General features: G+C 36.8%; 23 protein-coding genes, 1 rRNA gene and 1 other RNA gene. 12 read left to right on the forward strand and 13 right to left on the reverse strand.

The annotated features are described in order from the left end of the window. Positions 1-1,463: ribosomal RNA gene (locus C237_RS12780) — 16S ribosomal RNA — on the reverse strand; the annotation flags it as partial. 654 nt (positions 1,464-2,117) lie between these two features. Here C237_RS12780 and C237_RS12785 point away from each other — a divergent pair. Genes C237_RS12785 through C237_RS0102925 form a run of 5 tightly spaced genes read left to right on the forward strand, consistent with a single transcriptional unit; the run spans position 2,118 to position 7,008 of the window. Next, positions 2,118-3,848, forward strand: coding sequence for a glycoside hydrolase family 3 protein (locus tag C237_RS12785; RefSeq protein WP_018674994.1), 1,731 nt, complete (start codon positions 2,118-2,120; stop codon positions 3,846-3,848). Between the two features lie 13 nt (positions 3,849-3,861). Then, on the forward strand, positions 3,862-4,995 hold the full coding sequence (gene bshA, locus C237_RS0102910; RefSeq protein ID WP_018674995.1) for an N-acetyl-alpha-D-glucosaminyl L-malate synthase BshA: 1,134 nt from the start codon (positions 3,862-3,864) through the stop codon (positions 4,993-4,995). Then, positions 4,996-6,261 (forward strand): DUF2851 family protein, encoded by a 1,266-nt coding sequence (locus C237_RS0102915; RefSeq protein ID WP_018674996.1) that lies wholly within the window; start codon positions 4,996-4,998, stop codon positions 6,259-6,261. It abuts the gene before it with no gap. 2 nt (positions 6,262-6,263) lie between these two features. Then, positions 6,264-6,485 carry a hypothetical protein gene (locus C237_RS0102920; RefSeq protein ID WP_026315455.1) on the forward strand — a complete coding sequence of 74 codons (222 nt, stop codon included), beginning with the start codon at positions 6,264-6,266 and terminating at the stop codon, positions 6,483-6,485. 1 nt (position 6,486) lies between these two features. Next, positions 6,487-7,008: a GNAT family N-acetyltransferase gene (locus C237_RS0102925; protein ID WP_018674998.1), complete on the forward strand. Its 522-nt coding sequence runs from the start codon at positions 6,487-6,489 to the stop codon at positions 7,006-7,008. Here the strand turns inward: C237_RS0102925 and C237_RS0102930 are convergent, their stop codons facing one another. Next, positions 7,009-7,731, reverse strand: a complete 723-nt coding sequence (locus tag C237_RS0102930) for a carboxypeptidase-like regulatory domain-containing protein (RefSeq protein WP_026315456.1) — start codon at positions 7,729-7,731, stop codon at positions 7,009-7,011. It abuts the gene before it with no gap. A gap of 194 nt (positions 7,732-7,925) precedes the next feature. Here C237_RS0102930 and ssrA point away from each other — a divergent pair. The 3 genes from ssrA to C237_RS0102945 all read left to right on the forward strand — a co-directional run bounded on the left by ssrA (position 7,926) and on the right by C237_RS0102945 (position 9,484). Further along, positions 7,926-8,326: a transfer-messenger RNA gene (gene ssrA, locus C237_RS14165) on the forward strand. A 125-nt stretch (positions 8,327-8,451) separates the two neighbouring features. Further along, positions 8,452-8,676, forward strand: coding sequence for a hypothetical protein (locus C237_RS0102940; protein ID WP_018675001.1), 225 nt, complete (start codon positions 8,452-8,454; stop codon positions 8,674-8,676). After that, on the forward strand, positions 8,630-9,484 hold the full coding sequence (locus C237_RS0102945) for a GLPGLI family protein (RefSeq protein WP_156809707.1): 855 nt from the start codon (positions 8,630-8,632) through the stop codon (positions 9,482-9,484). The genes C237_RS0102940 and C237_RS0102945 overlap by 47 nt, the downstream gene beginning before the upstream one ends. A gap of 36 nt (positions 9,485-9,520) precedes the next feature. On the opposite strand, the gene C237_RS0102950 is transcribed toward C237_RS0102945, so the two are convergent. The 10 genes from C237_RS0102950 to C237_RS0102995 form a co-directional block, all read right to left on the reverse strand. Beyond that, a complete protein-coding gene (locus tag C237_RS0102950; RefSeq protein WP_018675003.1) occupies positions 9,521-10,081 on the reverse strand; it encodes a thioredoxin family protein in 561 nt (186 codons plus the stop codon). Further along, entirely contained in the window at positions 10,081-10,989 is a 909-nt protein-coding gene (miaA, locus tag C237_RS0102955) for a tRNA (adenosine(37)-N6)-dimethylallyltransferase MiaA (RefSeq protein ID WP_018675004.1), read from the reverse strand. The genes C237_RS0102950 and miaA overlap by 1 nt, the downstream gene beginning before the upstream one ends. Positions 10,990-11,017: 28 nt before the next feature. Then, positions 11,018-12,325, reverse strand: a complete 1,308-nt coding sequence (murA, locus tag C237_RS0102960; RefSeq protein ID WP_018675005.1) for a UDP-N-acetylglucosamine 1-carboxyvinyltransferase — start codon at positions 12,323-12,325, stop codon at positions 11,018-11,020. 3 nt (positions 12,326-12,328) lie between these two features. Next, positions 12,329-12,955: a DUF4290 domain-containing protein gene (locus C237_RS0102965; protein WP_018675006.1), complete on the reverse strand. Its 627-nt coding sequence runs from the start codon at positions 12,953-12,955 to the stop codon at positions 12,329-12,331. A 68-nt stretch (positions 12,956-13,023) separates the two neighbouring features. Then, on the reverse strand, positions 13,024-14,655 hold the full coding sequence (locus C237_RS0102970) for an LIC_10190 family membrane protein (protein ID WP_018675007.1): 1,632 nt from the start codon (positions 14,653-14,655) through the stop codon (positions 13,024-13,026). 22 nt (positions 14,656-14,677) lie between these two features. Then, positions 14,678-15,514, reverse strand: a complete 837-nt coding sequence (locus tag C237_RS0102975) for a ferric siderophore ABC transporter substrate-binding protein (protein ID WP_026315457.1) — start codon at positions 15,512-15,514, stop codon at positions 14,678-14,680. A gap of 16 nt (positions 15,515-15,530) precedes the next feature. After that, on the reverse strand, positions 15,531-15,929 hold the full coding sequence (locus tag C237_RS0102980; RefSeq protein ID WP_018675009.1) for an ExbD/TolR family protein: 399 nt from the start codon (positions 15,927-15,929) through the stop codon (positions 15,531-15,533). 10 nt (positions 15,930-15,939) lie between these two features. Then, the gene (locus tag C237_RS0102985; protein WP_018675010.1) at positions 15,940-16,617 is read right to left on the reverse strand and encodes a MotA/TolQ/ExbB proton channel family protein; all 678 of its coding nucleotides are present in this window, start codon (positions 16,615-16,617) and stop codon (positions 15,940-15,942) included. 60 nt (positions 16,618-16,677) lie between these two features. Further along, a complete protein-coding gene (locus C237_RS0102990; protein WP_018675011.1) occupies positions 16,678-17,133 on the reverse strand; it encodes a hypothetical protein in 456 nt (151 codons plus the stop codon). 206 nt (positions 17,134-17,339) lie between these two features. After that, on the reverse strand, positions 17,340-19,520 hold the full coding sequence (locus C237_RS0102995) for a TonB-dependent siderophore receptor (RefSeq protein ID WP_018675012.1): 2,181 nt from the start codon (positions 19,518-19,520) through the stop codon (positions 17,340-17,342). A 146-nt stretch (positions 19,521-19,666) separates the two neighbouring features. On the opposite strand from C237_RS0102995, the gene C237_RS0103000 reads away from it, so the two are divergent. Then, positions 19,667-20,305 carry an MBL fold metallo-hydrolase gene (locus C237_RS0103000; RefSeq protein ID WP_018675013.1) on the forward strand — a complete coding sequence of 213 codons (639 nt, stop codon included), beginning with the start codon at positions 19,667-19,669 and terminating at the stop codon, positions 20,303-20,305. A 65-nt stretch (positions 20,306-20,370) separates the two neighbouring features. Here C237_RS0103000 and C237_RS0103005 read toward each other — a convergent pair whose 3' ends face one another. After that, positions 20,371-22,041 (reverse strand): DUF6909 family protein, encoded by a 1,671-nt coding sequence (locus tag C237_RS0103005; RefSeq protein WP_018675014.1) that lies wholly within the window; start codon positions 22,039-22,041, stop codon positions 20,371-20,373. A 107-nt stretch (positions 22,042-22,148) separates the two neighbouring features. On the opposite strand from C237_RS0103005, the gene C237_RS0103010 reads away from it, so the two are divergent. The 3 genes from C237_RS0103010 to C237_RS0103020 are packed head-to-tail and all read left to right on the forward strand — an operon-like array spanning position 22,149 to position 24,949. Next, on the forward strand, positions 22,149-23,243 hold the full coding sequence (locus tag C237_RS0103010; RefSeq protein ID WP_018675015.1) for an acyltransferase family protein: 1,095 nt from the start codon (positions 22,149-22,151) through the stop codon (positions 23,241-23,243). Between the two features lie 10 nt (positions 23,244-23,253). Further along, positions 23,254-23,832, forward strand: coding sequence for a MiaE family protein (locus C237_RS0103015; protein WP_026315458.1), 579 nt, complete (start codon positions 23,254-23,256; stop codon positions 23,830-23,832). Next, positions 23,804-24,949 (forward strand): glycosyltransferase family protein, encoded by a 1,146-nt coding sequence (locus C237_RS0103020; RefSeq protein ID WP_156809708.1) that lies wholly within the window; start codon positions 23,804-23,806, stop codon positions 24,947-24,949. Before C237_RS0103015 ends, C237_RS0103020 begins: the two co-directional genes overlap by 29 nt. The last annotated feature ends 200 nt before the right edge of the window (positions 24,950-25,149 follow it).

Below are 25,149 nucleotides of genomic sequence, written 5' to 3' on the forward strand. Positions count from 1 at the left end.
AGTTTTACCCTAGGCAGCTCCTTTTACGGTCACCGACTTCAGGTACCCCCAGCTTCCATGGCTTGACGGGCGGTGTGTACAAGGCCCGGGAACGTATTCACCGCGCCATGGCTGATGCGCGATTACTAGCGATTCCAGCTTCATAGAGTCGAGTTGCAGACTCCAATCCGAACTGAGACCGGCTTTCGAGATTNGCATCACTTCGCAGTGTAGCTGCCCTCTGTACCGGCCATTGTATCACGTGTGTGGCCCAAGGCGTAAGGGCCGTGATGATTTGACGTCATCCCCACCTTCCTCTCTACTTGCGTAGGCAGTCTCACTAGAGTCCCCAACTGAATGATGGCAACTAGTGACAGGGGTTGCGCTCGTTGCAGGACTTAACCTAACACCTCACGGCACGAGCTGACGACAACCATGCAGCACCTTGAAAATTGTCCGAAGAAAGATCTATTTCTAAACCTGTCAATTCCCATTTAAGCCTTGGTAAGGTTCCTCGCGTATCATCGAATTAAACCACATGATCCACCGCTTGTGCGGGCCCCCGTCAATTCCTTTGAGTTTCAACCTTGCGGTCGTACTCCCCAGGTGGCTAACTTATCACTTTCGCTTGGTCTCTGAATCCGAAAATCCAAAAACGAGTTAGCATCGTTTACGGCGTGGACTACCAGGGTATCTAATCCTGTTCGCTCCCCACGCTTTCGTCCCTCAGCGTCAGTTATAACTTGGTAACCTGCCTTCGCAATTGGTGTTCTGAGTAATATCTATGCATTTCACCGCTACACTACTCATTCCAGCTACCTCAACTATACTCAAGACTCGCAGTATCAATGGCAGTTCTACAGTTAAGCTGTAGGCTTTCACCACTGACTTACAAGCCCGCCTGCGGACCCTTTAAACCCAATAAATCCGGATAACGCTCGCACCCTCCGTATTACCGCGGCTGCTGGCACGGAGTTAGCCGGTGCTTATTCGTACAATACCTTCAGCCAAATACACGTATCTGGGTTTATTCTTGCACAAAAGAAGTTTACAAACCATAGGTCCGTCGTCCTTCACGCGGGATGGCTGGATCAGGCTCTCACCCATTGTCCAATATTCCTCACTGCTGCCTCCCGTAGGAGTCTGGTCCGTGTCTCAGTACCAGTGTGGGGGATCACCCTCTCAGGCCCCCTAAAGATCATTGACTTGGTGAGCCGTTACCTCACCAACTATCTAATCTTGCGCGTGCCCATCTTTATCCACCGGAGTTTTCAATATTAATCGATGCCAATCAATATATTATGGGGTATTAATCTTCCTTTCGAAAGGCTATCCCCCAGATAAAGGCAGGTTGCACACGTGTTCCGCACCCGTGCGCCGCTCTCTCTTCTCTTTAGCAAGCTAAAGAAAAAATACCGCTCGGCTTGCATGTGTTAGGCCTCCCGCTAGCGTTCATCCTGAGCCAGGATCAAACTCTCCATTGTATGTTCTTCCTGTCTCACTCAAAGTTTTTTTTACGCTTTGGTTTTTATCCTTACTTGGTTGTTATATGTATTTCAATGTTCTCTATTTCTTTTCGCTTCCTCTAATCTCGCCTGTCAGACTTCGTTAGATTTGCGAGTGCAAAAGTAAAATTTATTTTTGAATTACCAAAATATTTTTCGATATTTTTTTAATCCCTAAAAAGTAAATTTTTAATCTCCTGCGCCCCGTGTTTGAATTCGGACTGCAAAGATACAACTTATTTTTTATTATCAAAATATTTTTAAATATTTTTTTTGATTCAATCTTAAAAATTTCAACTTCGCTGCTTATCTCCCGATTTTCGAGCGCAAAAGTAAAAACTATTTTTTATATGACCAAATTTTTAAGGTCTTTTTTTACAAAATGTTTTTTCTAATCTCCTGCGCTGCTCATCTCCCGATTTGCGACTGCAAAAGTAGAAACTTTTTTTATAACTCACAAATTATTATATCAAAAAATATAATAACAAAATTTAATCCACTGGTTCTCAAATGAAAAAGTTTATATAACTATCAAATATTAGACTATTAAATTAATCCACTATAAAATCTTGCATTCTTTTTAGCCTTATTATATATAGATAAAATTGTATATTTGTTGTTTAAGAATACAATATGAAACTATACCGTCTTTTATTTTTAGCCTTATCTATTTACTTTTTGAACCTAAATGCTCAATATCAACCTAAAGAGAATATCGAGCAATTAAATCAAGAAGCAGAGACCTATGCAGAACAAACCTATCAAAAGCTTTCATTAGAGGATAAAATTGGGCAACTGTTTATTGTAGCACTCTATAATAATAAAGGGAATGATTTCATCCAAAATGTAAGAAACCTAGTGGAGCACGAGCATATCGGTGGGCTTATTCTAATGCAAGATGATGCTAGAAAGCATATTGAGCTTATTAATGAATTTCAAGCACAGTCTAAAATCCCCCTAATGATAGGTATGGATGCCGAGTGGGGACTCTACCAAAGACTTCCAATTGCACATAAATTTCCTTGGGCAATGACACTCGGGGCCATTCAAGACCCTCAACTGATTTATGAAATGTCCAGCCAAATAGCTCAAGACTGTAAACGAATGGGAATTTATTGGGATTTTGCCCCCGTAGTAGATGTGAATACCAATCCTAAAAACCCGATTATTGGCAATCGTTCTTTTGGCTCTAATGTTAATAATGTAATTTCGAAAGCATTGGCATATAGTCAAGGGTTGCAAGACCACGGCGTTCTGGCAAGTATCAAGCATTTTCCAGGTCATGGTGATACCGATACCGATTCGCATTTAGATTTACCTGTAGTTGCCCATTCTAAGGAGCGATTGGAGCAAATGGAATTAGCTCCTTTCAAAGCGTTAATGAATAAAAATATTGGTGGGGTTATGATTGCTCATCTATATATTCCCGCATTAGAACCGCAAAAGAGCATTCCTGGGTCGCTATCTCATCATATCATAACTGATTTATTAAAACATCAATACCAATATAATGGACTAATCATTACCGATGCACTTAATATGAATGCTGTAGCTAAAAAATTCAGTCCTGGAGTTTTGGACTTAATGGCTTTTAAAGCAGGAAATGATATTATGCTGTTTTCTCAAGATGTGCCTTCTGGAAGACGCCTGATAAAACAGGCCTTAATGTCTGGGGATATTTCGGAACAACGATTAAAGGAAAGTGTAATTAAAATTTTAAAAACAAAATATCTTTTAGGCTTAACCCATCAGCAACCTATTGAGACTTCTGGCATAGAACATGACCTTAATAATGACACGCATCGTCAGTTAAGTGAAAAACTTTATGCTAATGCATTGACGGCTCTTAAAGATAACAATAATGCTTTACCTTTAAGAAATCGCGAGACTTATTATTATTTACCTTTAGAAGAAGCTCCTTACCAAGATTTTATCAATGAACTTAACAATGATAGTAAGCGTGTTACCTTAATTAAAGAGAGTGATGTTGCCCAATTATCTAAAGGTGCTAAAGTAATCGTGGGATTCCATAAAGACAATAGCACCGCCTATAAGCCTTACAAAATATCGTATAAAAGTAAACAATTGCTAAAGCGATTAAGCCAGCAACAGCAAGTCATATTAGTAGTATTTGGTAGTCCTTATGCTTTAAAAGATATTGATATTAGCGCTATCCCGACTGTTCTTGTGGCATACGAAAACAATCCGCTTTCTATGAAAGCAACGGCTAAAGCCTTAAAAGGCATGACTAAAATCCATGGTCGACTGCCCGTAGTGGTGAACGAACATATAAAAGAAGGCATGGGGATTGATATTATTTGTCCAACAGAAAAAGATTTTTCTAATAAAATAATCGTGGAATAATAAAATAAAGCGTATGAAAATTGGCATATTATGTTACCCCACCTACGGCGGAAGCGGCATTGTAGCTACAGAGTTGGGTATGAGTTTGGCTCAAAAAGGCTATGAAGTTCATTTCATCAGTTCTAACCTGCCTGCACGATTGGATATGACCAACTCCAACATCTACTTTCATAAAGTGAATGTAGAAACTTATCCGCTATTTAAATATCAACCTTATGATATTGCGTTGTCTTCGGCGATTTATCAGGTGGTAAAGTTATACAAGTTAGATATTATCCACGCCCACTATGCCATTCCTTATGCCTATGCCGCTTATGTTGCCAAGCAAATGCTAAAAGATGAAGCTATTGAAATTCCTGTGGTAACCACATTACACGGCACCGATATTACTTTAGTAGGGCAACACCCAAGCTATAAAGCGGCAGTACAATTTTCCATTAACCATTCCGATGCCGTTACTTCTGTATCTGAAAGCCTAAAAGAGGATACCTTAAAAGCATTTAACATTCATAATGAAATACAAGTGATTCCTAACTTTATTGATAATACACTCTACCAAAAAGAGGAGCTATGTTGTAGGTCACAGTTTGCTGAGCCTTCGGAAAAACTTTTGATTCATGTTTCTAACTTAAGAAAAGTAAAGCGCATCCCAGATGTTTTAGCAGTGTTCAAAAAGGTACAATTGGAAATTCCTAGCAAACTCATTATCATTGGCGAAGGTCCCGAAATGGAATTTATTCATTATTTTTTAGAAGAAAACCCTCATTTAATAGACAAAATTAGATTGCTGGGAAAAACAGATAACCTATACGAAATTTTAAAATGTACCGATGTCTTTTTACTGCCTTCTGAACAGGAAAGTTTTGGTTTAGCCGCGTTAGAGGCCATGGCAGCAGGCAATGCTGTGGTGAGTAGCAATGCAGGAGGCATCCCTGAAGTGAACATCCAAGGTGAAACGGGGTTTCTTTCCAATGTAGGGGATACCGAAGATATGGCTAAAAATACCATCCATCTATTAAAAGATGATACTTTATTAAAAGACATGAAGCAAAATGCAGTACGAGTAGCCCAAAGCTTTGACCTTAAAATGATACTCCCAAAATACGAAGCGATGTACCAAAATACTTTAAATCATTATCTTAGCTAAATGAATGAACACCTCTTGCAATACCTTTGGAATTTTAAAATCTTTAAACGGCTAGATTTTAAAGATACAGAAGGACATGAGATAGAAATACTAGATTTTGGACAATGGAATAAAAATGCGGGTCCTGATTTCCTCTATGCCAAAATACGCTACCAAGGGTTAATTTTAGCAGGGCATATTGAACTGCACCTTAAGTCATCCGATTTTCGGAAGCATCAACATGAAGGGGATAAACATTATGACAATCTCATTCTACATGCTGTTTACGAACATGATGAAAATTTATCTTCACTCCAAGAAAAAAACATTCCAACCTTAGAGCTTAAACCTTATATTGATGAATTTACAATAGTAAAACATTTAGCATTGCAAAATACAAAGTCTAATTTTATCCCTTGTGATGCTATTTTTGACAAAGCTAAAACACCACTTTTATTTACCGAACAATTACTTTTAGAAAAACTAGAGCAACGCTCAAAGATCATCACTCAAGACCTTGAACATTTAAAATCAAACTATGAAGCTTTACTATTCCAAAACCTAGCCTATGCTTTTGGATTAAGAATTAATGCAGAAATTTTTAAGCAAATGGCTGGCTTAATAGATTTTTCTATCATCAACAAAGTGAGTCAGCATCGTGAGCAGCTAGAGGCTTTATTTTATGGATTGTGCGGTTGGCTAGACCAACCTTCCGATGCCACCACCACACATTGGAAAAGAGAGTTTTATTTTCTAAATGCCAAATATAATCTACCTCAGCAAAGGCTTTCTCCATTATTTTTAAGATTAAGACCTGCCAATTTTCCTACCATTAGGCTTTCTCAGTTGGCTCACCTTTATCATTTGCATCAGAATTTATTTTCAAAAATTGTGAAGGCAGAGCATTTGAGTGATATCATTTCATTATTCCAACCCGTCGTGGCATCTCATTATTGGGATACGCATTATAATTTTGGAAAAACTACCGCAAAATCTCAGTCCAAACGATTGACTACAAGTTTTATTCACTTAATTATAATTAATGCGGTACTCCCTTTAAAATATACTTATTATAAAAACCAGAAAGAGTCTACGGCAGAAGATATCCTCCGTTTTTATGAAGCCTTACCACCAGAGAAAAATAGCATTATTACCCAATGGAAGAAGCTAGGGGTAGACATCAATTCTGCAAAAGATACACAAGCGTATTTATTTCTCTACAAACAACTTTGTTCTGCGAAAAAATGTTTAAATTGCGGCATTGGTTATCAACTTTTAAAACCTTAATTATGCTTGAAAATATTCGACATCGTATGGAGTGTGAATGGTTTGGGGTACTCACAAGAATGGGTTCCAAAATTGGAATTCCTGTATCTAAACTAAGGGTCTTTTTTATCTATTCCACTTTTGCTACCGCAGGGATTTTTTTTCTATTGTATTTGGGTATGGCGTTTACACTTTGGGTAAAGGATATGTTTATCATTCGCCGTCCTAGTGTGTTTGATTTGTAATATGTCCATTTCCCTAAAGCAACTTTCAGTAGCACACGAGCAGGAATTGGCATCCATATACCGTTCCTATTGTACAACATTTCCCGAAGACGAAAGGCGAAGTGCTGTTTCCTTTTATCAATTGTTGCAAAAAACCGAAGTTAAACTTTATCAATTATTCTGGTTTAATGAATGGATTGGTTACGCTTTATTTTGGCAACTATCTGATTTTTATTTTTTAGAACATTTTGAAATATTTCCAGAATATCGAGGAAAGCAATTGGGTAGTTTGGTGCTAGATTATTTTAAAAACCAATTGGGTTGTATCGTTTTAGAGTCTGAACCATCTCACTTAAATGATACCGCAAAGAGAAGAATCGAGTTTTATAAAAGAAATAGATTTATGATTTTAACCCAAGACTATATCCAACCTGCCTATGATTGTTCAAAATCTTCGGTTCCGTTGTTTTTGCTTTCTAATCAATCTTTAGACCATTTACACGATAAAATTTCGGAAATTCATTCGGTAGTATATCAGGTTTAATTATTTAAAATTAGCCTTTACCTCTTCTGCTTTTATCATAAATCGGGTAACTTCATCGGGATTGATTCTTCCATACTTTAATATTTCTTTGGTCTCAAAATCCTTTAACACAAAAAATATAAATCGATCTTGATTCATTTTGGAAATGCCTAATGCTTGAAAATAGTCCTCACCTAAAATGTCTTGAAAAGCCTTTACCGCATCTATAAGTTCCCATCGGTTTTCTATTTTGCCTAGTGATATTCCATCAACTTTGGGTTGGGTAAAAGTAGGCAGATGTTCCAATCTATCTTTTGCCAAAGTAGCAGTACTTTTAGTTTTGTAATCTTGGTAAAGGTTTGTTTTTAGGGTTTTCAGTTTTTTATTTTCGGGAAATTGTTTTACATCGTGGACTAAATTCCCCGTAGCTTTTACCTTAATCTTTACCTCTTCGATTTCCCTAACTAAAGTTTGAAGTTTATAAATGTTATACTTAAAAGAAGTCACATGATATTCTATTCTCTCATATCCATTTTTAACTATTCTAATGCGATCGTTCAGTTGGGCATTGAGTGCAAACCCACCTTCAGCATTAGTGGTTGTGATTTTATTTTGAGTAATATTAACAACCGTAGCATTTTCAATAGGGTTTTGAGTGTCGTCGGTCACTTTACCTGATAATTGCTGTGCGGGACAGTACATCATTGATAATAGTCCTATACAAAAGAGTAAAAGTTTCTGCATATATTATAATTTGAAATCAAAAATAGACGATTCCCTTTTGACCTAAAAGCACTTTAACTTAGTTTAATAAAGATTATCAAATTTTTTAAACCATCTAACATTTTATAACATAAATTATGATAATATCTGATATAATCAACTTCTGATTTGTGTTTGGTACGGAAATTTCATTATCTTTGTGGTCTTATTTACATGGGGCTGACTGGTTTCGACAGCAAGGCCAATGGGTAAGTAAGCATGCAGAGAACCGTAGCGCGATCTCTTAAATCCCTTGCTACAATTTTTTAACTGGCAACGAAGAGTTTGCTCTTGCTGCATAATCCGAAGCATAGTAGGATTATCATTTTTCCCGAAGTATAGTACGGAAACAAGATGTCTCACGGCAGCTCTGTTCTGCGGCGTCCGAGTATGAGGCATAGAAAAAGCGGAAATAAGCCTTTAGAAACTTCGGCTAAAGGACGAAAATTTTAGAAGATAAGCGTAGTGTTGGCGGTTTATGGTCTGCCCTGCGACGAAAATTAAACATAAACTAAGCATGTAGAAAGCTTGCGTATTGCTTGTTTGGACGAGGGTTCGAATCCCTCCAGCTCCACAATTTAACCTAAATAGAATCTATTAATAATTTGATTTTCAATCATTTATAGATTCTATTTTTTTCTATTTGTACCCATAATTGTCCTTAAAAGTGATGACGGACATTATAAATTTACAGCTACTTCAATGGATACGAAAACACCAAAGTTAGATTTAAAAACTATTGATAATATTACCACTGAAAAAGCGTTTATAAATTGGAGCAATTATACAAAAGTCTATAAAAATGATATTAACAATTTAATAAAAGATAATTCTTGTAATTGTTCAACGACAGGAACTAACAAACTTAAAATTACTAAAATTGAAAAAATATATCCTAAACTTCACGACGAAGGTATTGTTTATTAGTTTTTTTGCCATCTATTTTATGGGAAAATCTCAAATAAAAGTAACTTATGAGGTTACTTACAAACCCGACTCTACTTCCCAAGATACTAATACAGAACAAATGGCGCTTAAAATACAAGACCAGACTTCCTATTTTTATAATGAAACAAAATTTCAACTGGACTCTATCTATGAAAAAGCAACAAGGGAATATAGTAGAACTGGCGTCCAACCCAACATACCCCTAAAATATGAATTGATTTTTGGTATTTATAAAGATTTAAAAAACAATGAAGTATGGGAAATTAAAAATGTAAATTCAAAACATTTTGCGTATCCCATAGATATACCTCATCTTAAATGGACTATATCTGATGAAACTCAACAAAAATATGGCTATACACTAAAGAAAGCCAACACTCATTTTGCGGGTAGAGATTGGGTAGCATGGTATGCGCCAGAATTACCTATCAATAATGGTCCTTATAAATTTCAGGGGTTACCAGGTTTAATTTTAGAATTATTCGACTCAAAAAACGATTATATTTTCAATACTATTAGTATTGTTAATTTTAAAGACCAAGTGAAACTTCCTAAAGGTTTCATCAAAACAACAAAAGAAAAATACAATGATTTTGTAGATAAATTAGTTGCTGACCCTGCCCTATCCATTCGAGAGTCTATCAGTAGAAGAAAAAATTTTAAAATGACCATCAATGGTCAATCTATCAGTAATAATGAATTCTATGATAAAATTACCAATGAATTTAATGAGTTTAAAAACAGCCATAACAACCCTATAGAGAAGCATGTGTTGTGGATTAGATAAAAAAAACTACCTAATAAAATAGGCAGCTTTTTAATTTTACCGTTTCCACTTGATATTACAACCTAAGCTAGGTTTTTGTAATTCTTCTTGTGGCTGTTCTGCTAGGAGGTTCTCAAAGGCTACAATTAAATCTTCGCCTGTCACTTCATGGCTATTGCCTGGTCTGGAGTCGTCCATTTGTCCGCGATATACCAAGTTCAAATTATCATCAAAAAAATAGAAATCTGGAGTACATGCGGCATCATAAGCTTTAGCAATGGCTTGACTTTCATCGTATAAGTATGGGAATTGCACATCATGTTCTTCTGCAAAATCCACCATAAATTCAGGAGCGTCCGCAGGGTAATTATCCACATCGTTAGAATTAATGGCGATAAATTCTATGCCTTTCCCTCTATAATCTTTATAAAGCTCCGCTAAAGTATCTATCACATGAATTACAAAAGGGCAATGGTTGCACATAAAAATCACTAATGTTCCTTTTTCCCCCTTTAAATCGTCTAAGTTTTGAAGTTTATTCTGTTGAGCGGGGTTTGGAAGTTCAAAAAAAGGCGCTTTAGTCCCTAGCTCTAACATATTGGATGGTGTTCTTGCCATTATTTTAAATTTAAGTTATGGAGCAAAGATACTAAATCTTCATCAGAATAATCATAAGGAATATGGCGCTGCCCCTCAATTTTTCTATTCCAAGTCAGTTGTCGTTTGGCATAGCGCCTAGAGTTCTTTTTTATTTCATCCACCGCAAAATCTAAAGTCCAATCTCCATTAAGGTAATGAAACAACTCTTTATAACCTACGGTTTGCAACGCTACTAAATTTTGATAAGGCCATAAAGCCTTTACCTCATCTAACAATCCCTCATCCATCATTTTATCTACCCGACGATTGATGCGCTCATAAATAATTTCCCTTGGGGCGTCTATCTGTAGACGAATAGTATCAAAATCGCGATGGGGTTGCTCCTCAGAAAGAATTTGAGTGTAAGTTTTATCGGTTTGCCAAATGATATCTATCGCTCTTATTAATCTTCTTGGGTTCTCTTTATCTACAATTTGATAATATGCTTTGTCTAAGGATTTAAGGATATTTTGCAACCCTTCAACACCTTCTGTATTCAGAATATGTTCTAGTTTTTTCTGATGCTCTGGGTGGGCTTTGGGAAGATTGTTCAAGCCTTCTACCACTGCTTTTTCGTACATCCCACTGCCGCCTACCATTACTACCACATGATGTTTTTTAAATAATGTTTTAAGCAATTTCAAAGCATCTTCTTCGTATTGACCAATGGAGTAATCCTCTGTAACCGAACGATGTCCAATAAAGTGGTGTGTAACCGCTGATAATTCATCCTCAGATGGCGCGGCTGTACCTATAGGAATTTCCTTAAAAAACTGTCTAGAATCGCAAGAGATAATTTCAGTATTAAAAAACTGAGCAACTTTAATCGCCAAACGGGTTTTTCCAATACCCGTAGCCCCAATGATAGAAATAAGCGTCGGTTTCATTTTTTAAAACTAAATGAAAAACTATCTACTAAATTCTTTCAATTTTTGCCCCTAAAGCTTTTAGTCTACCGTCTATATCTTCGTAACCTCTGTCGATTTGTTCAATATTATGGATGATAGATTTTCCTTCCGCAGAAAGAGCGGCAATCAACAAAGCATTCCCTGCACGAATATCGGGTGAGGTCATCACGGTTCCTCTAAGCGGAGTTTCTTGGTTTAGCCCAATGACAGTCGCTCTGTGTGGGTCACACAAAATAATCTGAGCGCCCATATCAATCAATTTATCTACAAAAAATAAGCGAGATTCAAACATCTTTTGATGAATCAACACACTACCTTTAGCCTGAGTCGCCACCACTAAAACAATCGATAATAAATCTGGCGTGAAGCCTGGCCATGGCGCGTCTGACACTGTAAGAATAGAACCATCTATAAACTTCTGAATGCGGTAATGCTCCTGAGCAGGAATGTAAATATCCTCCCCACTTTTCTCTAACTGGATTCCTAATTTTCTGAATACACTAGGTATCACTCCCAACTGATTCCAATGGACATCTTTAATGGTAATCTCGGATTTCGTCATTGCTGCTAAGCCAATCCATGAACCAATCTCTACCATATCAGGCAGCATGGTATGTTCTGTGCCGTGCAGCTGAGTAACCCCTTCAATCGTTAAAAGGTTAGAGCCAATACCAGAAATCTTAGCCCCCATACGATTCAGCATTTTACACAATTGCTGAAGGTAGGGCTCACATGCCGCATTATAAATCCTAGTTTTCCCATTAGCGAGAACGGCTGCCATAACAATATTGGCAGTTCCCGTTACCGATGCTTCTTCTAGTAGAATGAATTTACCTTGTAGAGACTTTGCACTTAGGCTGTAAAAACTTTCTTCTTCATTGTATTTAAACTCAGCCCCTAATTCTACAAATCCTTGAAAGTGCGTATCCAATCTTCTTCTGCCGATTTTATCGCCACCAGGGGTTGGCATATAGGCTTCCCCAAATCTTGCGAGCATTGGTCCTAACAACATAATAGACCCTCTCAGTTTGGTAGCGTCTTTTTTAAATTCTTTAGATTTTAGATAATCAAAGTTTAGCGTATCGGCTTTAAAAGTATAATCGCCTTTGCCGTTTTTAGTTACTTTAACGCCTAGGTCACCTAAAATATCTATCAGTTTATTAACATCCTGAATATTAGGAATATTTTTAATTCTTACTTCTTGATCGGTCAACAATACCGCACAAAAAATCTGAAGGGCTTCGTTTTTAGCACCTTGAGGGGTAATTTCCCCACTCAGTTGCTGCCCGCCCCTAATCTGAAATGAACCGCTCATGATTTATTTTCTATTTTTAGATTTGGTATTATATCTTCGTCTATTCTGAGGTTTGTTATTTTTAGAGTTTCTATTGGTATTATAATAGATTTTACTCTTCTCAAGCGAATCAATACTGGTTAAATCCAAACGGTTTTGGGATAATTCCTTTAAATGTCTAAAAATCACATCGTCCTGAACATGCTCTTTATTATAAACATTATAGGATTTTTTCATATTGTTGGCTATCACCTCGATAAGGGCTTCTTTTTCGTCTCCTTCCTCAAGTTCTAGTGCGCGTTCTATTAATTGCAAAATACTTTTCCCATAGAATTTGTAATCGCCTTGTAGCTTTGGATAATCCATTTTTTTAGGCTTTTGATTCAACTCTTCCACGGTTGGGAAAGGATATGGAGCATCTACATCTAAATCGTAGCCCGACATAATGTATAGATGGTCCCATAGTTTGTGTGCTACATTATCCTCATCTCGAAGGTGTGGGTTTTTAACTCCCATAAACTCGATGATTTGGTGCGCCATTTCGGTACGCTCTTTCTTGGTAGGTAAAGTCTTGCAGTGTTCTACGAGACTTTGGATAATTCTGCCATACTCTGGCATATGTAGAGGTGTTCTCTTAGTATTATATTCCATAGTTGCAAATATAAAAATTTTTAAACGAGATTTTGAGAAAAGATTGTGATATTTTGTTTAAGAATACATTAAAGCGCTTCCTGCTCTAGCGTCTCTAGAATTTGCTTTAGTTCTTGCTGTTGTTGTTCGGTAAGAGGTTTCCAGATGAATCCTTTTTTTAAATCCGAATCTATGAGTTGAGGAAATAATTTTGCCCTATGGTAATCGTATAAAAAACTTGGTGATATGGCTGGTAATGGTGTGGTGAAGGTAAAGGGATAATGCCGAGGCACATTAAATTTTAAATTCCCAATCTGATGTGTTGTATAGGGTACACCCTTGTAAACACTAGGTTTTAACCATTGTGACGACTCCACCTCACCAATATATTGGCCTACACTAAAACTGGGTATAGTTTCTTTAATTAAACTAGGTTTTACAAATAGAATTGTTAACGCAAAACTCATCAATAATGCTATTGAATAGATGAATTGCTTGGATAAGCGTTGTCCTAGCATTAAAAAAAGTCCAACAAAGAAAACTTCTAGAAAAAACCTATATTGTGCTGAAAACCATAATACTAAAATACTTTTAATAAGAATACTAATCATAATAATTGATAATATTCTATTGCGCTTTTTAAAAGCCAAGCCTATCAGTATTAATAATAAAATGACAAATAAACTATTAATCACTCCCTTTATCCCTTCTAAAGTAACCCAATTATAAAAATATTCCCATAGATTAAATTGCTGAATCGAGTCATAACTGTACTGAAAATCATAAGTTTTTAAAATGGCAACCCGAGAAGAGATGCCCATCAGTTCTGGGTTCGGCTTCCATGAAACCCCTAAATCTAATGCCTGAATAGGAAATATAGAATAGCCAAAACACCAAATATTTTTGATAATAACTAATCCCAACATAAAAACGCCAGCAAGATATTTCCAAGACCACAATCGGTGAACTAATACCATATAAAGCCCTACGGCTAAAGGCATCCATAATGCGATAGGTTTAATGGCAAAAATAAATACAGAAAATAGCCAAAGTCCTACCAAGTTTTTGGGTTTATGAACCAATTCATTTACCAGTATTAAGGCTCCTATTATCACAGGTAAATCTGGACTCGGTGAGGCAACAAATAGAAATAAAAACGGAATAAACAGCCAGTAAATCGGTACTCTTCTCTCAATGATATACATGACAAACCCTAAAAGTACCACCGCATTTATCCTTAAAGCCCCGTCTGTAAAATGAGAAAATCCCGCTTGGAATATATGCCATAGTGACATTTGCCCTAAAATTAATTCTAAGTTGGCAATCCCTTTAACCAAACCTGCCTTAGAAATCCAATCAATCGTACTGGTATAATAGCCATAATGGTCTAAAATAAAGGGATATATACTACCAAAAAACAGAATAAAAACAAGGCTAATGACAAACAGATATGGCTGTTGCTTTAGCAATGAAAATGCCTCGGTATAACCTTTAGAATAAATAAACAACCCTAAACCAACCATTCCAAAACTAAGCTCTATAACTTCATTAATTGAAATAAAAAATGATAAAATCGTCCAAGTGGTAGTCAGTAATAGTATTCCAGAAAAAAATTTTGAAGAGCCCCCTTCCCAAAGTGGCGAAAAATAGCGCTCCAACAAAGTACCCCATCCGATAAGTATAGGAGTTATAATCAGAATAGTAAAGAGCAGATACAGCATAGTTTAGCCTTAAATAATAGCCCTAAAATACAATTTTATAAATCCCTTTAGACGATGTGCTGGCGCGCTCGGCTTTTACATATTGTTTAACCCAAGCTATCGTGGTCTGTACCACACAAGGGTCGGCAATACCACCGCTTCTTCTTGCCGACACTACATTGCCTGCTTTATCTACCGTATAATCAATACTGATGCTTCCCGAAGCAGTACAATTATGCGCAGGCTGCTGACCACCTCGCCCCATAGTTCCTGGGATAAAACTTATCAATTTTCTATCTATCCCTATTTTACTATCGCCATTACCACTACCACCTAGAGGGTCTCCCGCATTACCGCGATTACCTTGGTCGCCTTGGCCACCTGCTTTAGTTCCTCTGCCTTTTATAAGGTTTCCAATAGCGGCATTGCCTCTATCATCACCTTGTTTTTTAGAAGTTTCAGCCTTTTTAGAAGTATTTTGTTTTTTAGGGGTGGCTTTTGGCTTAGTAGTCGATTGGGATGATGTCTTTTTTTCTATTTTTTCTGCTTTTGGGGTAGAGATTTTAGTATTAGTTCCCGTAATTGTGGGCTCCTGCTTAGGTTGCACCGTTGCCTCCGTAATCGTTTGGTTTTCAGTTTCAATATTTTGCTCTATTGCAGGACTACCCTCTTGTTGCTGCGGTTCTTCTGTGCCGTTACCATTTTCATTATCCCCAAAATTGATAAGCATTGTCGTCACCACTTCTTGGCGTGGCGTCTCTCTAGTAAAAGTATAAAAGTAAATCAACAATAGCACCAACAAACTGATTAAAAATGTCAAAACTGCACTTTTAATTCTGTCGTTTCTTTCAGAGTTGGATATGCTTTCTGTTGAATACATATTAATGTGAGTAATTTTATGGCTCTTGTACCGTAGCAATAGCGATATTGTATTTGTGTTTTTCTGCGATGCCCATCACATAGACTACGGCTTTATGTTTGGTATTTTCGTCCGCTCTTATGGTAAAAGAGGGTTGTTTGTCATTACTTAATTTAGCCACCAATTGGTTTTCTAGTTCTTCCTTTGCCACCGCTTGGTCATTAATATAATATGTTCCCTCTGGTGAAATACTTACCGTGGTAGGGTCTTGATTATTAACAGTATTTGTATTAGCTTGCGGTAATTTTACCTCTATTGAACTTTGACTAATTGCCGAAGAAGTAATCATAAAAAATATGAGCAATAGGAAAATAATATCCGTCATAGAAGCCATACTAAACTCCGCGCTGGCTTTATTTCTTCGTTTGAGTTCCATAAAGCTTTAATTAAATTGGTTTATTAATCGTATCTAAAAACTCACCTGCTTGCGTTTGGATTTTTAAGACCAACCTATCGACTTTAGTCACTAAAATATTATAAAAGAAATACGCTGGAATCCCAACAAACAAACCTACTGCCGTAGTTGCCATAGCGGTATAAATCCCGGAAGCCAACAACTTAGGACTAACCGCACCTGTAACATTAGAGATTTCAAAAAATGCCATAATCATTCCTATTACCGTTCCTAAAAAGCCTAACATCGGTGCAGCACCAGAGGCAGACGCCAATATATTAAGATTCTTTTCTAGCTTTGATACTTCTAAGTTGCCTTGGCTTTCCATTGCATTGCTGATGTCGCTGATGGGTCTACCCATTCGGCTCAAACCTTTCTCTATCATTCTGGCTTCTGGCGTATTGGTCGATTGGCAAAGGTCAATTGCCGCCTCTATCTTACCATCGTAGATAAAGTCCTTGATATCGTTTAAAAAATTCGGATCTGATTTTCCAGCCCTTTTGATAAAAAAGTAACGCTCTAAAAAGATATACAACGCCAAAATACCGAGTAAGAAAATGGCAATCATAATAATATTGGATACCAAGCCACCTCCAAAGATGATATTCCAAAGGGAAAACACCTGTTTTTGAGTTGCAGCATCAGTAGCCACTTGCAAACTATCATTCATATTTGAATTCTATTTTTTGTATTAAAAACGAAAAATTTAAGTAGATATTGTGGTGCTGCACTAATCTTCTACCTCTATACGGTCTTGTTTAAAATGGCATTTTAGTTTAAAAGGAATCGTGTCCTCGCTATGGGTATAGAAATCTGTAATTTTGCCCTGCCATAACAACTGTAATTCACCTTCGTCGCCTGTGGAAAAAGTCAGTTCATTATCAAAAGTTTCAGCATCTTCATCGTCAAACAAATTCACTTCGGTATATACCTCATCTTCATTAGTAATAGTAAAGGTTTTTCCTGCTAAATTTTTAGCATCAATAGGAAAGTCTATCACATGGAGTGCCAATTGTGGAAATTGGTATTGTAAAGAGTCGTCCTCTATATAGTCGGTATCTTCTGTCGTGGTAATCTCTACCTCTAAGAAAAATTCTTCATTATGAAACACTGATTTTCCATAAGTTCTACTTATTTGATATTTAAGCGTTTCCTCTGGATGGTAGATTTTTAAAATCCCTTTCATTTTAAATTGTAAAGTATAGTGTTTTATTTTATTCTAATAGTAGCAAAGATAATTTTTTTTATGATACTACAAAGACATCCAATGGTATTTTTTTGAAAATTAATGTGTTTTTCAATATTTTTAAGGTATGTTATAAAAAACCAAAGCAACCCACTAAAGGCTGCTTCAGCTCCGAAAAATATAAAATAAAATGAAAAAACTTATGATTAGAATTTATAATTCAGTTGTAAAGCAAAATTTCTCGGATCATTTCTATTCAAATACCCTCCTCTATAATACGCATTGTATCCAATAGCATCGGTTAGGTTATTGGCAAATAATTTAATACCTATATGTTTATAATTATAACCTATCTGTGCATTGAGTGTAGTATAAGCATCTAACATAAATGGTTTTGTAAGTGGTACGGTATTATGAATAATGGTTTTTTGAGTATAATCGTTTACTGGTCGCTCCCCTACATAATATACACCACCACCAAAACTTAATCCTTTTAGCACTCCCTCTCTCACAGTATAGTTTAGCCATGCATTTCCAGTATGCTGTGCTGCCATCATGGGTCTAGAACCGTTTACATAGGCGGGACTATCATGGTATTTGGCGTCTAAATAGGCATATCCAGCCATTACTTCTAGTTCTGGTAAAATTTTACCTATCAAGTCTATTTCTACTCCTTTTCTCGTTAAATCTCCAGCAAAGTCATAATAACCTGTCGGGTTACCACTAGCATCTAAAACACTATAAGATAGATTATTCATATCCATAGAGAATAGATTGATATTGAACCTTAGTTTTTCATCAAACCAATCTGATTTCAGACCTGCTTCCCACTGTCTAGTAACAGATGTTCCGATAGTTCCTCCATCTTTCAAAGGTCTATCATTGCCTCTAAGACTAGATACCGTAGCATAGGAAGCATATAAATTGATATGCTCTGCTGGTGCAACCATCAATCCTAAGGATGGATCCCAAGCATATTTTTTACCCGTTTGGTTATTCCCATTAAATTGGCTATACCTTACCCCCATTATGGCTTTCACATATTTACCTATGCTCATCACTTCCTGTGCCATGATTCCAATTTCTGGTGTTTTAGAAGAAACCACAGAAGTTACTTTTTGCAAAGGACTCCAGTCAAAATGGCTTGGTAAATGATTATTTATTTCTTTAGTGACATCAATCACATCTACATCAATAGCATTATTTCGTAAATTTCCATTAATGCCATAGCGATCATTAACTGTATAAGATTCTTTCCAGTCAAATCCTAATTGGAAAGTATGCATTATACCACCCGTTTTTATATCCTGCCCTACAATATCAGCTTGGAATACTTTACTATGGTCTTCGCCAGAACTAATTCCTACAGATCTCTGTCGATAGTTAAGTTCTTTATTTTTAACAGGTTTTAGTCTGCCCGAAGATTGACTATTGTTATAATTATCCGAGGACATATAAGCCAATCTTATTTTAAAATAATCATTTAATTTCCTATCAATAGAAGTAAAAAAATTCATAGATTTTGTTTTAGCTATATCGCTCGAAAAACCTAAAAATTTATTTTTGGGTAAATCATAAATTTTATTCACATCGTCTGGTCCTAAATTCACCGTCCCTCTATTAGGGGTTCTTTCATCATACATATAGTCCATTTGTACCACAATGTTGGTTTTATTGTCAATCCTATACGCTACAGACGGACTAGCATAAAAACGCTCGCCTTTTACAAAGTCCGTATAGGATTTATTATTTTGATACGCACCATTAAAACGAACCGCTACTTTACCCTCACTATCAATCACCCTTTGGAAGTCTACTGTTGGACGATACATATCCCAACTTCCATAACGGAAGCCTATATTCGTTTCATCTATAAAGCGCGGAGTTTTAGTAACCAAGTTTATAACCCCTCCAGCGGCACCTAGAGCATTTCCCACTCCTTGTGTAATAGCAGCAGCACCTCTTATCACTTGCACACTTTCTACCCCTTGCATATCAGAAAGCATAGAACTCGTACGGAAATCAGAATTCATAAGTACTCCATTTTTTAGCACTGGAGTCCCTCTGTACCCTCTTATTGACATACTTTCTGCACCACCACCGTAAGTACTAAATAAAACAACACCTGGGATGTTTTTTGCAGCATCGGTAACCGTTAGTGCCCCCATTTCCGCTATTGCTTTATCCGAAATAATAGAAATACTTTGGATCTGGTCTTTAGGTTTTAAAGGCAATCTGGTAATAATCTCTAAGCCTTTTGGTTGTTTTTTAGCCTCACCAAATAACTGAATTTCTTCAATCTCTTTTATAGAGTCTTGCTTCGTTTTTTGTCCGTTTAATTGAACAAAAGCCGATAGTACAATAGCCAATATAGCAGTCTTTTTCATCAGATAAAATTTTGAGTTAATTTATTTCACAAATATATTGTCTTTATTAATTCTAAATAATATAATTTATATGAGATTTGTCATTTTTATATATTGATGAATCAGGTTTATGCCTAAATCTCTACATTTGTACCAAAATACACGCTATGCTAAACATCCAAACATTTACCTTTAATCCCTTTGCAGAAAACACTTATATCCTATATAGCTCGGACAAAAATGCCTATCTTATAGACCCTGGCAATGCTCTAAAGCATGAAACCCAACAACTGTTTGATTTTATTGAAACACATGGATTAAACATTAAAAATATTTTACTCACCCACGCCCATATCGACCATGTATTGGGATTGCAAAAGGCTTACGACACCTATAAAGTCCCTGTGCTGATGCACGCCAAAGACCAAGTTATTCTAGATGCCAACCCTATGACGGCTCAGAAATATGGCTTTAGTTTCCATGCTTTTGAAGGTGAAATTACTTATTTAGAAGAAGGCGACCAACTAGAAATAGACCAAGAAACGCTGGATGTTCTTCATTTACCTGGACACTCCCCTGGCAGTATTGGGTTTTATAATGCCAAGCAAGACTGGATTATCTCTGGTGATGTACTCTTCCAAGGGAGTATTGGGCGTACAGATTTATTTATGGGCAGTCATTCTCAACTGATTGAAAGTATCAAAACTAAACTTTTAATTTTAGAGGATAATACCCAAGTATTTTCAGGGCATGGTGCGAGTACCAATATTGGTTTTGAAAAGCAATACAACCCTTTCTTGAATTAACATAAAAAAAGTCTATGATATTTGCAGCGTATCATAGACTTTATCTTTTTATCATGATAAGGATTCTAACCTTGGTCTTTAAAAATCTTTTCTAAAATTCTTAAGGTAATAAGGTAAGTTGGCTTTACTCCCGTTAAACCTAACCCGCCAGAAGATAGCGTACTTCCCGTTTCTAATGGATTATCCGAGGCATAGTAAGCATAGCAAACGAATAAATCTGGGCTGATGTGGTGTCTAATTTTAGACGCTACCTGAATGGCTTTTTGATAATGTGCCCCTTCCATTTCTAGCCCAATCGCTTTCCAAGAAGTGGTCATAAAATAGGATAGAATATCTTTATTCTGAAGCGAAGTCCCCAACACGGTAATCATCGCTCCTTCAAAAGCTTTTAAATCTTCATCTTGAAAATCTTCTAATTTTAAGGCATTTTCAAAAGGATAATTATCCGCCGTTCCTTCAAAAATATGCGATGTAGGAATCATAATATCGCCTTTTTTACCTTCTAAAATTCCCGCTTTTCCCATAATAGAAATAGAACGCACCAGCATATGGTACTCATCCTCACCTACGAAGAAAGGCTTTAGCAACTCGTCCATCACCTCAAAGGCTTGCTCCCCAAAAGCATAGTCGAATACGATAATCACGCTGTCTTTATCTACTTCGTAATGGCTAAATGGTGTTTCGGAAAGATCTATTTTTTTGAGGTCAAAAATTTGAACATCAATATTACTACCGCTTTGGTCATCAATATAAATCATGCCTTTAGAAACGGCATAATCTGAGACTTTTTTCCTGAGTGTAGCCTCGTTACTAATTTTCTCATATAGCGAATAATCCACTGATTTCTTAGTGGAAGCCCCTAAGGCTTTATTGGCAAACAACATATTTTTTACACTATGCATATTGGCACTGATGATATGCAACGGACGCTTATGAAGGTTATGCTGTACCAAAACTTCCTTCACTTTATTCGCCCATTTTTCTCCAAAAAAGTGATGCCCCACACGCTCCTGAAGAATCGCACTAAAGAAAATCTCTCTTTCGCGCTGTTTCTTCCAGTCCGCTAAACTCACTTCCCCCATATTATAAATAATCTTGAAGAGCCTATCGGGATTGCTATCATCCCCAAACTTATCATAAGCCGAAAGCGTTTCCTCAAATGTTCTACCTAAAAAGCCAGACAACTGAATGAGAGCGACTTCCTTTTCTTTGCGTGTAAATTTCTTTTCGCCTTTCGCTACCTCTTCTATTATATGCCAAATTCTGCGTGGCGTACCATCGTTATCCAAATCAAAGCCTAAGTTTCTCACTTTATCAGCTTCTAAGTAGAAAAATGTTAAGTGGGTTAGTATATCATAAATTTCAGAACGCCCTAGTAGCACTTCAATATTCATTTGGTGCTGGTCGATACGGTAGCAGTTTCTTCGGCGTTTTTTAGGAACTATTGGTTGAAAGCTGGCTTTATGAAAACCCTCATCGGAAGTCAAGTGGACAAATGCACATTCTTCAATCCCTTCTGGTAAGCGGTCTAGCACATACAATAACCCATCTAATTCTACCTTTTTAGAAAGTGCCATAGAGCCGTAAATTTCTGGCTGTATCACCAGTAATAAATTCCTGAGTGTTTCCCCCGAAACCCCAGCTGGCTTGAAGAACCCTCTATAAAACAAGTGTCTCATTGCCACATATAAACGCTCTATTGCTTCCGTTGTTTCTCTTGCTCTAGATTTTGCCATAAATAAAAGATTTCAGGCAAAGATAAGTGTTTTTGGCTTAAATTACCTCTAAGTAAAAATTATCTTTAGAGATAAATCTGTATCTTTGGTCTTCATTTTCTTTTTAAATGAAAAGAGATTTATATATTGATTTTGCTAAAGGGCTAGCAACTTTATCCATTATTTTTATCCACACCGCCTATTGGAGTGGACAGCTCTACCTACCCACCGAGGTAAGGATTCTATCGTTGCTATTTGATGTCCCCTTATTTTTTGCGTTGAGCGGTATTACTTCAGGAAATAGTATAGAGAAAACCTGCTTTAGACTACTAAAGTTACAAATTACCTATATGCTTTTTGTAACGCTTATTTTCTTTATCGATTATCTCTTTAAAGTTTTGGGGCTGTATTTTTTCGGTATCGAAGGGCTTCAACAATTCTATGCCATCTTCGGGGATAAATTTATCCCAAAACATATCGATAATATCCCGCAATGGGAAAACCTTGGCAATTGGTACTTACACCAATATACCCATTGTGATATATTCCCCGTTGTAATGGGTAGTTTTTGGTATCTAAAGGTTTACTTTATCCTCAGTTTTTTGGGCGTCCTTATTTTAAGGTTTTTTCCAAAGCATATTTTCTGGGCTATTGGGATTTGTTTCGGATTAACGGCAATTTTCAATCTATTTCCTGTATATTATCCCACAGGTCAGGTGGGCTATGTTGCATTCTACTTAGGCGTCTTTTTAGTTGCCCATCATCTTAGAGGTAAAAAAATTCCAAACTTGGCAATTCCTTTACTTTATTGGGTGTGGTTTATCGCCATGGGATTGCTATTCTGTAATTATGGAGCGGATATACTTTACAACATCAATAAATTTAAATTTCCACCGAGAACACCTTATATCTTGTGGTCGCTATTTTCTTTAATTACTCTATTCGTACTCTACAACAGACTAAAAATTACTAAGGATAATTTCATCAATTATATTGGAAGGAATGCCATTTTTTATTATTTTGCCCAAGGCATCAGCTCCACCATTATTTACTTTATGGTTTATCCTTTAAAAGAGCAAATGCACTGGAGTATTTTATTAATGATAGTTTACCCCGTGAATATAGCATTAGCCATACTCATCGCTGAACTCTTAAAACTATTTGATGCCATAGGCTGGAAAGTACTAAACGATATAAGAACTAAAACCTCAACAAATGAATAACAACAAAACCATGTTTAAACTAAAACTACCCACCGACCCAAGATGGGCAAATATTGCAGAAGGCAATATAGAAGAAATCTTAACCGACCACGCATGGTGCGAACAAAAAGCTGCTACCAACGCCATTATGCTCATCACCATGCTACCAGAGTATCCTGATATTGTAACGGAACTTTTGGAAATTGCACAGGAGGAATTAGAACATTTTCAGCAAGTGCATAATATCATAAAAGCCAGAGGCTACAAGCTAGGAAGGTCTAGAAAAGACGACTATGTGAATGATTTACTAAAATTTGTAGTCCAAGGCACACGAGATGAATTTATTGTAGACCGAATGCTCTTCGCAGCGATGATAGAAGCGAGAAGTTGCGAACGCTTCAAAGTATTAACCGAAAACATAAAAGACGAAGAACTCAAAACCTTCTACCGAAAATTAATGATTTCCGAAGCCAACCACTATACTACATTTATCGGTTTTGCTCGACAACTTGGCGACCCTGAAAAAGTCAATAAACGATGGGAAGAATGGCTAGAGTACGAAGCCAAAATCATCCAATCCTATGGTAAAAAAGAGACCATCCATGGGTAGGATTGAGGCACTCAACATCATTTCCTTCAATATACCCTACCCTCCCAACTATGGAGGCATTATAGATGTATTCTATAAGATAAAAGCCCTCCATAGCCAAGGGATAGCCATATATCTCCATTGCTTTTGCAACACACCATCTATTCCTGAGCCACTAGCCGCGATCACCCAAGCCGTATACCTCTACCCTAAGGTAACTTCGCTAAGCAAATTATTTAATAAGAAACCGCTGTCCGTAGCCTCTAGAGAGCATAGTAGTTTAGTCAATCACCTTAAAAAAAACAAAGCCCCTATTCTATTTGAAGGCTTGCAAACTACTGCAATGCTTGACGCATTATCCTCCTTAAACCGACCTCTATATCTGCGCCTGCACAATAACGAACATCTCTACTACAAAGGACTTGCAAAATCCGAAAAGCAACCTCTAAAAAAAGCCCTATACCTATTAGAAAGCTACAAATACGCTCTCTATCAGAAAGAAATACTCCCACGCTTTGATGCGGTGTTTTGCCTTTCTCATAAGGAATTAGACTTTGCTACAAAACACAATCCCAATGCCTTTATGCTACCTATTTTTCATGGTAACAAATGGCAGCCCACTATTCCCCCGCACGAGCCTTACTTCCTATTCCACAGCGATCTAAGCACTGCGGATAATAAAAAAGCCCTCTATGAAGTGCTTAGTGTTTTCAAAATGCTGCCTGATAAAACACTTATTATCGCTTCTGACCGAGCCAGTACTGGTATAAAAAAAGACCTAGCCCAATATCCGAATGTGGCACTAGTTCCTATAAAAACACATGAGAATTTATTACACCTCATCCAATCTGCCCATGCCAACATTCTATGGTCTATGCAGCCAACGGGAACTAAGGTAAAGCTATTCAATACCCTATACCACTCGAACCGTGTTATCATCAATCCTAATATTACAGACGATAAGGCTTTGATCCAGCTCTGCCATTTGGTGGAAAATAAAGAAACCTTAAAAACTTTGATTTCTAATTTTAATACAATCCCCCCAACTTCGATAGCCGAAAAGACCTCAATACTAGAAAAATTCTCTGATGCCCAGACAATACTCGCCTTTATCAATACGCTGCATCAGCTCTCTTAAGCCTTCTCCAGCTCTCCTGTGGTTTTAGCTAATGGATAGGCTTCTTTTAAACCTTCCCTCATTACCAAATAACAAAAACCCTCAAGGGTTTATAGAATAACCCTTAAGGGTAAACAATAAAACCCATAAGGGTAAATAGAAAAACCCATAAGGGTTTTAGTTGGTATATCAAGTGGAAACTTCTAAACCCTCATTAGGTT

Source organism: Riemerella columbina DSM 16469 (assembly GCF_000374405.1).
GTDB classification, from domain to species: domain Bacteria; phylum Bacteroidota; class Bacteroidia; order Flavobacteriales; family Weeksellaceae; genus Riemerella; species Riemerella columbina.

What these genes read in the sequence shown, in the direction of transcription:
- C237_RS12785 (WP_018674994.1), top strand. Translation starts at nt 2,118, where the DNA reads ATGAAACTATACCGTCTTTTATTTTTAGCCTTATCTATTTACTTTTTG.
- bshA (WP_018674995.1), top strand. Translation starts at nt 3,862, where the DNA reads ATGAAAATTGGCATATTATGTTACCCCACCTACGGCGGAAGCGGCATT.
- C237_RS0102915 (WP_018674996.1), top strand. Translation starts at nt 4,996, where the DNA reads ATGAATGAACACCTCTTGCAATACCTTTGGAATTTTAAAATCTTTAAA.
- C237_RS0102920 (WP_026315455.1), top strand. Translation starts at nt 6,264, where the DNA reads ATGCTTGAAAATATTCGACATCGTATGGAGTGTGAATGGTTTGGGGTA.
- C237_RS0102925 (WP_018674998.1), top strand. Translation starts at nt 6,487, where the DNA reads ATGTCCATTTCCCTAAAGCAACTTTCAGTAGCACACGAGCAGGAATTG.
- C237_RS0102930 (WP_026315456.1), bottom strand. Translation starts at nt 7,731, where the DNA reads ATGCAGAAACTTTTACTCTTTTGTATAGGACTATTATCAATGATGTAC.
- C237_RS0102940 (WP_018675001.1), top strand. Translation starts at nt 8,452, where the DNA reads ATGGATACGAAAACACCAAAGTTAGATTTAAAAACTATTGATAATATT.
- C237_RS0102950 (WP_018675003.1), bottom strand. Translation starts at nt 10,081, where the DNA reads ATGGCAAGAACACCATCCAATATGTTAGAGCTAGGGACTAAAGCGCCT.
- miaA (WP_018675004.1), bottom strand. Translation starts at nt 10,989, where the DNA reads ATGAAACCGACGCTTATTTCTATCATTGGGGCTACGGGTATTGGAAAA.
- murA (WP_018675005.1), bottom strand. Translation starts at nt 12,325, where the DNA reads ATGAGCGGTTCATTTCAGATTAGGGGCGGGCAGCAACTGAGTGGGGAA.
- C237_RS0102965 (WP_018675006.1), bottom strand. Translation starts at nt 12,955, where the DNA reads ATGGAATATAATACTAAGAGAACACCTCTACATATGCCAGAGTATGGC.
- C237_RS0102970 (WP_018675007.1), bottom strand. Translation starts at nt 14,655, where the DNA reads ATGCTGTATCTGCTCTTTACTATTCTGATTATAACTCCTATACTTATC.
- C237_RS0102975 (WP_026315457.1), bottom strand. Translation starts at nt 15,514, where the DNA reads ATGTATTCAACAGAAAGCATATCCAACTCTGAAAGAAACGACAGAATT.
- C237_RS0102980 (WP_018675009.1), bottom strand. Translation starts at nt 15,929, where the DNA reads ATGGAACTCAAACGAAGAAATAAAGCCAGCGCGGAGTTTAGTATGGCT.
- C237_RS0102985 (WP_018675010.1), bottom strand. Translation starts at nt 16,617, where the DNA reads ATGAATGATAGTTTGCAAGTGGCTACTGATGCTGCAACTCAAAAACAG.
- C237_RS0102990 (WP_018675011.1), bottom strand. Translation starts at nt 17,133, where the DNA reads ATGAAAGGGATTTTAAAAATCTACCATCCAGAGGAAACGCTTAAATAT.
- C237_RS0102995 (WP_018675012.1), bottom strand. Translation starts at nt 19,520, where the DNA reads ATGAAAAAGACTGCTATATTGGCTATTGTACTATCGGCTTTTGTTCAA.
- C237_RS0103000 (WP_018675013.1), top strand. Translation starts at nt 19,667, where the DNA reads ATGCTAAACATCCAAACATTTACCTTTAATCCCTTTGCAGAAAACACT.
- C237_RS0103005 (WP_018675014.1), bottom strand. Translation starts at nt 22,041, where the DNA reads ATGGCAAAATCTAGAGCAAGAGAAACAACGGAAGCAATAGAGCGTTTA.
- C237_RS0103010 (WP_018675015.1), top strand. Translation starts at nt 22,149, where the DNA reads ATGAAAAGAGATTTATATATTGATTTTGCTAAAGGGCTAGCAACTTTA.
- C237_RS0103015 (WP_026315458.1), top strand. Translation starts at nt 23,254, where the DNA reads ATGTTTAAACTAAAACTACCCACCGACCCAAGATGGGCAAATATTGCA.
- C237_RS0103020 (WP_156809708.1), top strand. Translation starts at nt 23,804, where the DNA reads ATGGTAAAAAAGAGACCATCCATGGGTAGGATTGAGGCACTCAACATC.